Here is a 10082-nt window from a genome sequence, read left to right as displayed (position 1 = left end):
GATCAGCCGCCGCGTGGTGTCAGGCACGTCGGCCCGCCACCCGGCGGGCCACCAGGACGCCGGTCACGGCGACCGCTCCGGTCGCGGCGGCCCAGGCCGGCCACGTGTCGGAGGAGTTCGGGGTGACGGCGGCGCCGCTGCCACCCGCGTGCACGGCGTTGGGCGTCGACTCCATGCCGCTGAACTTCTGGGTGGCCAGCGCGAGGTTCTCGTCCCCGGCGCTGCCCCAGGCGTAGACGACGTTGCTCGTGCCCTCCTCGAGGTTCAGGTCGGCCGGTCCGATGGCCACGGTGTCCGTACCGGCGAGGACCACGTCGGCCTCGACCGTACCCGCGTCGACCGTCGCGCTCTCCTCGCCGGGGTTGGTCAGGCCGGTGAAGACGGGCTGTCCGCCGGCCCGTACGTCCACGGCGGGGGCCGCGGCGACGTGACGGACCGTCAGGCGGGACTTCCCGGCGTCGACCCGGGAGACGTCGTCGGTGAAGGCCGTCAACTGCGGCTTGCCGTCGGCGGAGAGATGGGCGGCGACCGTGGCGTCGGCTCCTTCGGGCACCTTCACCTCCTTCTCGAGGGCCGGGGTGCCGTCGGGGCCCTGGCCCGCTTCGAAGATCTGGATGTCGTAGGTTCCGGCGGCGAGGGACTGCGGCTCGGTCACCGTGCCGGGCTCGAAGTCGCCGATCAGCTCGTCGCCGTTGGCGTAGACGTCGACCGTCATTCCGGGGCTGCCGTGGAAGACGGACACCGAGGCCGTCTCCTCTGCCGCGTCGGGAGCGGCCAGGGCGGGTGCGGCCACCCCGAGGATGAGTGCGCAGGCACCCGCCGAGGCGGCGATGGTGAGGGGGGTCCGGGAGGTCATGGGAATCAGCCCTTCGCATGGATTCTCCGCACGCTGCGGAGTCTCGGTGGTGCTTCCTGGTCGGGTGGTGCCGCGGATGCGTCCGGGGCACCGTCTTCCTGGTCCGGTCACATGTCCGCGGCGGGCATGTGGTCCTGCTCGATCGCCAGGCGCAGCCGGTGCAGGCCGCGGCGGGCGTGACTCTTGACGGTGCCCAGGGGCACACCGGTGCGCGCCGCGATCTGGGCCTGGGTGAGGTCCTCGTAGAAGGCCATGCACAGCACCTCCCGCTGGGCGTACGGCAGTCGGGACAGGGCCTCGACGAGCAGCACCCGGTCCAGCACGTCGTCCGGCGCCGCGGGGACCGGTCCGGGGCGGGCGGCGGCGCGGGCGGCCGAGTCGGCGACGGACAGGCGCCTGGTCCTGGCGGCCAGCGCGTCGACGATCTTGCGGCGGGTGATGCCGACCAGCCAGGCGCCGAGCGGACCCCGGTCCGGACGGAAACCGTGCCGCCCGCGCCAGGCGCCGATGAAGACCTGCTGGGTCACGTCGTCGGCCTCGTGGGTGTCACCGAGGGACCGGGTGGCCATGGTGTGCACGAGTGATCCCCAGCGCCGGTAGATCGCCGCGAACGCCTCGGCGTCGGCCGCGACGAGCCCCCGGGCCAGTTCCTCCTCGTACCGCGTCTCCTCCACGGGCGGGACGAGAACGCCGGTGGGCCGCGTGCGGATGCTCATGACCTGTACTCCTCCTGCCGTGCGCGTGCTCCCAGTGTTCGCCGCAGAAACGATGCAAGACAACATGCGTCGTTTGTGCGTCGTACGGGAGGAGGGGCGGTCCGCTGGGCCCGCATCCGGACCGGGCGGTCGTGTCCCGGAGCCGCTGTCACGCCGACGGCTGACGTGCCGTCGCGGCGGAACGCGCGGGGAAGCCCGAGCCGCTGTCCGGGACCGGGTCTCCGGCCACGTGTTCCGCGGCGTCCCCGGGGAGTTTCCCCGCAACACTCCTTCTGTTGGCCGGGCCCGGCTACTTTCGCCTCGCCCGGTCCGGCAGCAGGAGAGGCATCCCATGAGCACCCCGGTCCACCGCGCCGCCACACGGCCGTCCGCCGTCGTGTCGATGCCGCCCCGGCAGGGCCGGGCCGGGAGCCCGGCGGGGCACCCCCTTCTCCGGATGCAGTCCAGCGCCGGCAACCGGGCCACGACCGCGGCGGTGCAGCGTGCCAGGGGCGAGGACAAGGGGAAGGCGCCGGAGAACGGCGGTGCGTCCGCCGGGGCGCAGAAGAACTACCGCGACCGGATCGCCGCGCTGCTGGACAGGTTCAAGAAGAATCTCGAGCCCATCGACACCTTCGTCAAGGGTGTCCAGACCCCCGTCAACGCGGGCTTCACCCAGCACGCCGCCGCCGCGGCCGACGAGGGCGTCAAACACTCCGCCGCCGCCTCGGGCACCTCCGCCGGGTCGGGGAACCTCCTCACGGAGGCCACCGGCACCGTGGTCAACGGCATGGAGGCGTACCAGAACATGAAGGACGCCAAGAAGCACGAGACCGGGGCCGGCCATCACACGGCGAAGAAGAAGGCCAGGACCAAGGGGGCCGACACGGCCGTCGGCGCCGCCGGTTCGGCCGCTTACAGCGCGGCCATCGCCAAGGAGGTGACCAAGATCCAGAAGGCGGCGGACGCCGCGGTGGCGTCCGAGGCGAGCGGTGTCGCCAGCGCCTCCGTCGGCGCGGTCAAGGGCGTGCGGGCGGTCTTCCGCGTCGGGGGAGCGGCCCGCAAGTACAAGATGGTGAAGGAGCTCGGAGACCCCCACCTCGTCCACGCGGGGTCACTGGCCCGGCTGAACGAGTCGCGGGAGCAGGCCGACTGGGCCGCGGCGGAGGCGTACGTCGCGCTGGACGCCTACTGGAACCACGAGGGCGAGGGCCGGCTGGAGCTCGTCGCCGAGGCCATCGACGCCGCCTGGGAGGCGATGGGGGAGGCCCGCGACGCCGCCGAGAGCCTGCGGTGCGCGGAGCAGGACGTGGAGAAGCTGAACCGGGTGCAGGAGTACGCGAAGAAGAAGCAGCTCACCAAGATGGGCAAGGAGACGGTCGGCGGCGCGGTGGGCGAATCACCAAGGCCGCGGCCGGCGTCGTGACGGCGGTCGCGGCGGGAACGGCCGGGCTGGCGAGCAATCCGGTCGGATGGGGCCTCGCCGGGGCCGGGGCCGCGGCCTCGTCCTCGGCGTCACCCTCCACAAGGCGCTCCGCGCCGCCACGAAGCGCTACGAGGAGAAGCGCCACCCCGAGCGCTGGGCGCCGGCGGGCAAGGACCCGGCGGAGGCCGCGTCCCGCGGCGAATCGCTGAAGCACGCACTGAAGTTCTGGAAGAAGGTGTCGCAGGGCGAACGCCAGGCCATGGCACGCGAGATCTACGCCCTGGCGGCAGGGCCGGGCATCCCCGGCAGCGGCGGCACGACGGCCGAGATGAGGGAGTCCGCCCGCGCCCTTCTCATCGCTCTCAAATCGGGCCCCGCCCAGCACAAGCTCGAGCCGGAAGCGTGGGCGGACACCCTCGACGACCCGGCGAAGAGCGCCGGTTGGATCAAGGAGATAGCGGAACAGCCGGCCTCGGGGTGACCGAGGGCAGGAATCGGGACGGCTCACCGGGACGACTGTGGTACGGCCGTCCGCTGCGGCGGCGCCCGGAGCGGCGCCCGGAGCGAATCAATATCTGTTCCCGAGGGATCAGATATTGGAGGGCCGCGCTACCGGAGTTTGTGCCGCGAAGGGCGGAGTGGAATTATCCGGCGCGCACGGGCCGTTTCGGCGTGCTATTGTCGATCTCAGTTGCAGTTGTGGTTCCCAGAACTTCAAGTGCCCCCACCAGGCTTCTGCCGGTCGGGAGCACTTTTGTATTTCCGGTCGTTTCCGGGCGGGGTAATCATCGCGGCGACACGGCGTCGGCATGATGCGGACGCCGCTGCACTGCCCCGAAGGAGATATGACATGGCTGCTGGTACCGTGAAGTGGTTCAACGCCGAAAAGGGCTTCGGCTTCATCGAGCAGGACGGTGGCGGCGCCGACGTGTTCGCCCACTACTCGAACATCGCGGCGCAGGGCTTCCGTGAGCTGCTCGAGGGCCAGAAGGTGACCTTCGACATCGCGCAGGGCCAGAAGGGCCCGACGGCCGAGAACATCGTTCCGGCCTGACGCTCACGCGCAATCCGTAGCTGGGGCCCGCATCCTTCGGGGTGCGGGCCCCAGCTGCACGCGTACCCCGTAGCGGCTTTCACCCGCGGGGTGACCCGGAGGAATCCGCAGTCCCGAGGCAGCGGCTCCGCCCCCGGGAAGCACACGCATCCTGAAGCGCCGCACCTTCCCGGCCGGCGCCGGGATCGCAAGGTCCCCTCGCGTCACTCATTTCAGCACCTGTGCCCACGGATGTTTCCGCCGGTCAGATCTGCTTTCTTTTACCACCGGTCCATACTTGTAATTCTCCGTGCCATTCATCGCGGCGGGAATTCCTTGATATGTGCCACATCGAGGAAGGTTCCGCATGAACCGCACGTACACGAACGACCGCCCCGCCCGCTTCCGTGACGGCCGGGCCGACGCCTCGAGGGGCGGCGGCTACGGCGCGAAGGCGCCGCGCCGTACCGGCGGGCCCGTCCGCTCCGGCGGCTACGGCCGTCGGCCCGCCGCCGTGCAGGGCGAGTTCGCGCTGCCCAGGACGGTCACCCCCGCACTGCCGGCAGTCGAGGGCTTCGCCGAACTCGACATGCCCGGGCAGCTGCTGGCCGAACTCGGCAGGCAGGGAGTGACCGTGCCGTTCCCGATCCAGGCGGCGACGCTGCCGAACTCCCTGGCGGGCCGCGACGTCCTGGGCCGGGGGCGCACCGGGTCCGGCAAGACCCTGGCATTCGGCCTCGCGCTGCTCGCCCGCACCGCCGGACAGCGTGCTGAGCCCCGCCAGCCGCTGGGGCTCATCCTCGTACCGACGCGAGAACTGGCCCAGCAGGTGACCGACGCCCTGACCCCGTACGCCCGCTCCGTGCGGCTGCGGCTGGCCACGGTGGTCGGCGGCATGCCGATCGGCAGGCAGGCCGGCGCGCTGCGCGGCGGAGCCGAAGTCGTCGTCGCCACGCCGGGACGGCTCAAGGACCTCATCGACCGGGGCGAATGCCGGCTGAACCACGTGGGCATCACCGTGCTGGACGAGGCCGACCAGATGGCCGACATGGGCTTCATGCCCCAGGTCACGGCGCTGCTCGACCAGGTACGGCCGGAGGGGCAGCGACTGTTGTTCTCCGCCACCCTGGACCGCAACGTCGACCTGCTGGTACGCCGCTACCTCACCGATCCCGTCGTGCACTCCGTCGACCCGTCGGCCGGTGCGGTCACGACGATGGAGCACCACGTCCTGCATGTCCACGGCGCCGACAAGCACGCCGCCACGACCGAGATCGCCGCCCGCGACGGTCGCGTGATCATGTTCCTGGACACCAAGCACGCCGTCGACCGGCTGACCCGGGACCTGCTCGGCAGCGGGGTGCGGGCCGCCGCGCTGCACGGCGGCAAGTCGCAGTCCCAGCGCACCCGCACGCTGGCGCAGTTCAAGACGGGGCATGTCACCGTGCTGGTGGCGACGAACGTCGCGGCGCGCGGCATCCACGTCGACGACCTCGACCTGGTCGTCAACGTGGACCCCCCGACCGACCACAAGGACTACCTCCACCGCGGCGGCCGTACCGCCCGCGCCGGCGAGTCCGGCAGCGTCGTCACCCTGGTCATGCCGAACCAGCGCCGCAGCATGGCCCGTCTGATGTCGGACGCCAAGATCCGGCCGCAGACCACCCAGGTCCGTGCGGGCGACGAGGCCCTGAGCCGGATCACCGGCGCCCAGGCCCCGTCCGGCATTCCGGTCGTCATCACCGCACCGGTGGTCGAACGCCCCAAGCGCGGCGCCGCCTCCCGGGGCCGCCGCCGCCCCGCCTCGGCGACCAGGCGCGCCCCCGGACGCCAGTCCGGCCTCGGCGCGGTGGCCTAGGACCTTCGTGACAGGAAAACCGGCCCATCTCCGCAGGAGGTACCTTTTGACGCTGGTCCCTACGCAGTCCCGCCCGGCGGACGCCGACTCCGTGCACAGGACGGCGGTGGAGGTCATGGACGCGGCCGGACCGCAGGTCTGTGACGACATGAGCGTCGAGGTGGCACTGGCCGTCATGGCCGCCGCCCGCACGGTCCGCCTGGTCGTCTGCGACCAGGACGGCCAGTGCACCGGCCTGGTCACCCGTACCGAACTCGCCGCCGTCCGTGACAGCTCCGACTACACGGACCGCGTCCGCGTGCGCGACATCCTCGGCGACCACGGTTCGTTCGCCTCACCCGTGACCACGATGGCCGAGGCGGAGCAGGCCATGCGCAACCGCCGGCTCGGTGTCCTGCCGGTGGTCGACGAGCAGGGCAGCGCCCTGGGCGTCATCGCTCTCTCCCGCTGAACCACCTCGCCCCGGTCAGGACCGTTCCTTCCTTCTCCCTGTGAGGTCACATGCGCTGCGTCATCGCCCGCTTCCCCTTCGAGCTCACCAGGGGCGGCGTGCTGGAATCGATGAAGGGCGTCAAGCCCGAACCGGCCACCGGCGAATCGGTGATCATCGGCCGCCGCCACTACCCCGCCAAGCAGGTCGGCCAGGTCATCACGCGCCAGGACCGCCGTGACTTCAGCGCCGCCGAGGTCCTGCGGGCCATGGCTCGGCTCGGCTTCACCTGCCGCGCCGTGCCGAAGGCAGCGCCCGCGGGCATGGCCGGCCCGGTGCGGCACGCCGCCGCGATGCCCGGCACCCCCGTCACGGTCTGACCGGACAAGCAGACACGAGTCGACACCCGACCCACCGTGTGGGCCCGACCGGTACGCCGGTCGGGCCCACACGGCGTGCAGCGGCTTCCCGTCGCTGTCGTTCAGTGGCCCGAACGGCCGAGCCGCCCCTCACGTGGCTGCGACGGTCCGGTCGAGGCGGACTCGTCGGGACGGACTACCTCATCTCCTGGAACGCGGAAATCTGTGTCAGCCGGAGTAGACATTCGCCGGTGGTGTAGCTACAGTTTCTTCCGTAGCCGAGATCGAGCAAGGCCCGGCAGAGATGAACTGCCGGGCAGCAGGACGCAGTTCGCAGGACGGTGCGGTGGTGGAGTTCCGAAGCCAGAGCGGTCGCAGGACGGCGACGGGACTGACGACCGGACCGGGTGGCCCGCAGTGACAAGGGGCCGCCGTGAGCAGGACCGGTAGTGTTGTAGCAGGTCCTTGGGGCCCTGGTGCCGATACGGCGCCAGGGCCCCTTCACGCGTCCCGCGGAGAGGTGCCGACAGCGCACGACACTCGTCCGGCCGACTCGTGCGACGACGACGCCCGGCGCCGGGTATCGCCGTGCGGCTGCATCGGCGAACCCGGCCGCAGCAGCCCGAGACGGGCGTGCCCGTCCGCGTCGGCGGGCACCGCACGCGCGGCCTCGGTGCGCGTTGTGATCATTTCCTATGGTGACGCGGTGTGCGGGCGTGTAGCGTCTGCGTCAGCTGTCGTGGTTCGGACTTCCCTCCTGCCCTCGCCTTCGGCGTGGGGTTTTGCTGTGCTGTGCCGCAGGGACCAGGGCGATCACCTCCGTCTGCCACACGACGTGGCAGGCGTTCATCGACTGGGAGGCATGGGACATGGCTACAGGAACTGTGAAGTGGTTCAACGCGGAGAAGGGCTTCGGCTTCATCGCCCAGGACGGCGGCGGCCCGGATGTCTTCGCGCACTACTCCGCGATCAACTCCACGGGCTTTCGTGAGCTCCAGGAGGGCCAGGCCGTGACGTTCGACGTCACCCAGGGCCAGAAGGGTCCGCAGGCCGAGAACATCAACGTGGCCTGACCTCGCAGACCTGCCCGGTAGTTCGCGCATCCGCGTCCGGGTGGCCGCCGCCTCTGCGGGCCCGGCCACCCGGGCGGAGGCGCCCGCTCTCGTGCCGGGCCGGCAGGACCAGGGGCCGCACAGTGATCACTGCGCGGCCCCTGGTCCGTTGAGGGCCCCGGGCCGGTGCGACGTCGGAGCCTGCCAGGCGGGTCCGCGTACCGGCACGGGCGCGAGCGGACGCCGTGGCAGCGCGTGCCGCATCGGACAGCGGGTTCCGGGGCACCCGGCCGCCACACCATCGGCGCACCGAGGGGAGACGGCAGATGACGGGAGTTCCACCCGGGCAGGATCCGCGATCCCGCTCCGCCTCGCGTCGGTCCTTCCTGGTCCTGCTCCTGCTTCTCGCGGTCTGCTACACGGTGGCTGCCCTGGGCGGCCTCGCGGCGTCGGACTCGGCAGGCACGTACCGCTCCCTCGACCGTCCCGACTGGGCGCCGCCCTCCTGGCTCTTCGGTCCGGTCTGGACGGTGCTGTACGCCACCATCGCCTTCTCCGCCTGGCTCGTACTGCGCCGCCGGTCACTGGCACGGACCAGAACGGAGATCGGTTTCTGGAGCGTGCAGCTCGCCTTCAACCTGGCCTGGACGCCGCTGTTCTTCAGTGCCGGCCGGTACGGCCTCGCGTTCCTCGACATCTGCCTGCTGCTGGCGGCGCTCGGCGCCACGATGGTGCTCTTCCGGCGCAGGAGTACGGCTGCCGCGCTCCTCCTCGTCCCTTACGCACTGTGGGTGCTGTACGCGGCGGCCCTCAACTTCGCCATCTGGCGGCTCAACGCCTGACGAGGCCGGCCCCTCCGGACGCGGCCCGGTACGAGGCGACTCCCACCGGACAGCGGGCCGGACAGGGGAACACCGAGTTCCGGCGGCGGGCTACTTCTCCTCCTGGGTGACGTCGGTGCAGTAGACGTCCTTGTCCGGCAGGTGGCCGGTGGCAAGGAAGTCGACGGTGGCCTTGTCGGCGCAGGCGGAGCCTTCGCCGTAGACGGAGTGCCCGCCGTTGTCGACGCCGACGAAGGCGGAGCCGTCGCCGAGGGCCTTGTGCAGTCCGACGCCGCCTTCCCACGGGGTGGCGTTGTCCCGGCGGTTCTGCAGGATCAGGGTGTTGCGCGGGCCGCCCTTCACGACCTTGACAGTCGCCTCGGCCGGCTTGTCCCAGTAGGCGCATGCCCAGATGTTCGCGGGCACGCCCGCGGTCAGCGGCCACTTCTCGCGGTCGGCGGCGGTGCGGTTCTGCCGCATCCGACGGCGTGGCGTCGTGGTCATGGGCAGCCGGGTCCCCACCCGCACATACCGCAAACCGCCGACCAGGCCGGATGAACCCCGGGGAACGGCCCGACGTGCAGAGCGGGCGGGTGAGGAGCCCTCGCGGTAGGCGGCATGGGCTGCCTGTTCCCTGAGGGACGGCCACCGGGAGCGCGGAGATGCGACCGGGGTCCGACTACAAGGCGGGCTATACCCAGGCCCTGCAGGACACCGCCGCGTTCCTGCGGCAGACCTACTACCTTCCCTGAGCCGGGCGAGGGTGCCGCCCGGACGCCCGGACGCCCGGCGACCTGGCCCTCGCCGTGATCTGGTCGGTACTGTACCGCCCGCCGTGCCGCTGCCTGCGGGTTTCCTTCGATCGTGCGCGGGGGACCCGACGCCCGTGGTGGCATACGGAGCAGAGCAGCGCTTGCGGCTGCCGGCGCTGCGGGCGGGCCGGCCGACGCCGGCGTCGATGTACGTCGATGTACGGGAGGAGACACTGACCGCCGCAGCGGGCCTGTGGGAAGCACCCCTCGGTGAGCCTCTGGTGCACTTCTCGGGAGGAGTCAGGTATGGACGGCTCGGGTCCTCCAGGCCGTGCGTCCGGGAGCATGTCGCGCAGCCTTCCCGACTCCCCTCGACGGCGTTCCGGCGCCGTCACGCGACGCCCGCGCGTGCGCTTCGACGGCTGGATCGCGGGCATGGGCACGTCCTCCAGCACACGGATCGTGCTCGGACACTGGCAACGGTCACCCTTCGGAGCGTTCAGCGACGTGATGCTGGAGCGGGCCGCCGGGGACAGACTCCTGCTGGCCCCCACGCGCGAGACAGCGGACTTCATCAGCGGCACCTACGTCTTCGACACGGTCCGTGTCGTCCCGGTCGAGGTGAGCGTCACGGACGACGCCTGGACCGTCACCGCCGGGCCACTCGACCTGCGTTTCACCACCGGCCGGCGAGGGCTTCTGGGCCTCGCGCTGCGGACCGTGCCCGGCGCACTCGCCGGCCGTCCGGCATGGAGCGCGCTGACGGACCGGCCCGCCCGCCTGCTGCTGCCCGGCGTGCG

At 71.6% G+C, this 10082-nt stretch carries 12 protein-coding genes; 9 read left to right on the top strand and 3 right to left on the bottom strand.

Annotated elements, in window-relative coordinates:
- Positions 1-19: 19 nt before the first annotated feature.
- Both B9S61_RS33075 and B9S61_RS33070 read right to left on the bottom strand, forming a co-directional pair.
- The gene (locus B9S61_RS33075; protein WP_103545479.1) at positions 20-856 is read right to left on the bottom strand and encodes a DUF4397 domain-containing protein; all 837 of its coding nucleotides are present in this window, start codon (positions 854-856) and stop codon (positions 20-22) included.
- A 107-nt stretch (positions 857-963) separates the two neighbouring features.
- The gene (locus B9S61_RS33070; protein WP_103545478.1) at positions 964-1572 is read right to left on the bottom strand and encodes an RNA polymerase sigma factor; all 609 of its coding nucleotides are present in this window, start codon (positions 1570-1572) and stop codon (positions 964-966) included.
- A 331-nt stretch (positions 1573-1903) separates the two neighbouring features.
- Between B9S61_RS33070 and B9S61_RS33065 the strand changes: the two genes are divergently transcribed.
- The 8 genes from B9S61_RS33065 (at position 1904) to B9S61_RS33035 (ending at position 8551) form a co-directional block, all read left to right on the top strand.
- Positions 1904-2977, top strand: coding sequence for a hypothetical protein (locus tag B9S61_RS33065; protein WP_258039986.1), 1074 nt, complete (start codon positions 1904-1906; stop codon positions 2975-2977).
- Positions 2978-3023: 46 nt separating this feature from the next.
- Positions 3024-3458: a hypothetical protein gene (locus B9S61_RS42865; RefSeq protein ID WP_258039985.1), complete on the top strand. Its 435-nt coding sequence runs from the start codon at positions 3024-3026 to the stop codon at positions 3456-3458.
- A gap of 369 nt (positions 3459-3827) precedes the next feature.
- Positions 3828-4031, top strand: coding sequence for a cold-shock protein (locus B9S61_RS33060; RefSeq protein WP_023586116.1), 204 nt, complete (start codon positions 3828-3830; stop codon positions 4029-4031).
- Between the two features lie 346 nt (positions 4032-4377).
- The gene (locus B9S61_RS33055) at positions 4378-5868 is read left to right on the top strand and encodes a DEAD/DEAH box helicase (protein ID WP_103545477.1); all 1491 of its coding nucleotides are present in this window, start codon (positions 4378-4380) and stop codon (positions 5866-5868) included.
- 46 nt (positions 5869-5914) lie between these two features.
- Positions 5915-6319, top strand: coding sequence for a CBS domain-containing protein (locus B9S61_RS33050; RefSeq protein WP_103545476.1), 405 nt, complete (start codon positions 5915-5917; stop codon positions 6317-6319).
- A gap of 50 nt (positions 6320-6369) precedes the next feature.
- On the top strand, positions 6370-6678 hold the full coding sequence (locus tag B9S61_RS33045) for an SCO5918 family protein (protein ID WP_103545475.1): 309 nt from the start codon (positions 6370-6372) through the stop codon (positions 6676-6678).
- An 848-nt stretch (positions 6679-7526) separates the two neighbouring features.
- Positions 7527-7730: a cold-shock protein gene (locus B9S61_RS33040; RefSeq protein ID WP_031104458.1), complete on the top strand. Its 204-nt coding sequence runs from the start codon at positions 7527-7529 to the stop codon at positions 7728-7730.
- A 305-nt stretch (positions 7731-8035) separates the two neighbouring features.
- The gene (locus B9S61_RS33035; protein ID WP_103545474.1) at positions 8036-8551 is read left to right on the top strand and encodes a TspO/MBR family protein; all 516 of its coding nucleotides are present in this window, start codon (positions 8036-8038) and stop codon (positions 8549-8551) included.
- 90 nt (positions 8552-8641) lie between these two features.
- Here B9S61_RS33035 and B9S61_RS33030 read toward each other — a convergent pair whose 3' ends face one another.
- A complete protein-coding gene (locus tag B9S61_RS33030; protein WP_258039984.1) occupies positions 8642-9034 on the bottom strand; it encodes an alpha/beta hydrolase in 393 nt (130 codons plus the stop codon).
- A 593-nt stretch (positions 9035-9627) separates the two neighbouring features.
- Here B9S61_RS33030 and B9S61_RS33025 point away from each other — a divergent pair.
- On the top strand, positions 9628-10082 hold a 455-nt coding region (locus B9S61_RS33025; protein ID WP_103545480.1), incomplete at its 3' end, for a hypothetical protein.

This window comes from Streptomyces sp. SM1, from assembly GCF_002910825.1.
In the GTDB taxonomy this organism is placed as follows: Bacteria; Actinomycetota; Actinomycetes; order Streptomycetales; family Streptomycetaceae; genus Streptomyces; species Streptomyces okerensis.
Note: the sequence above shows the minus strand (reverse complement) of the source record. Positions and strands in the feature narration are given on the sequence as shown.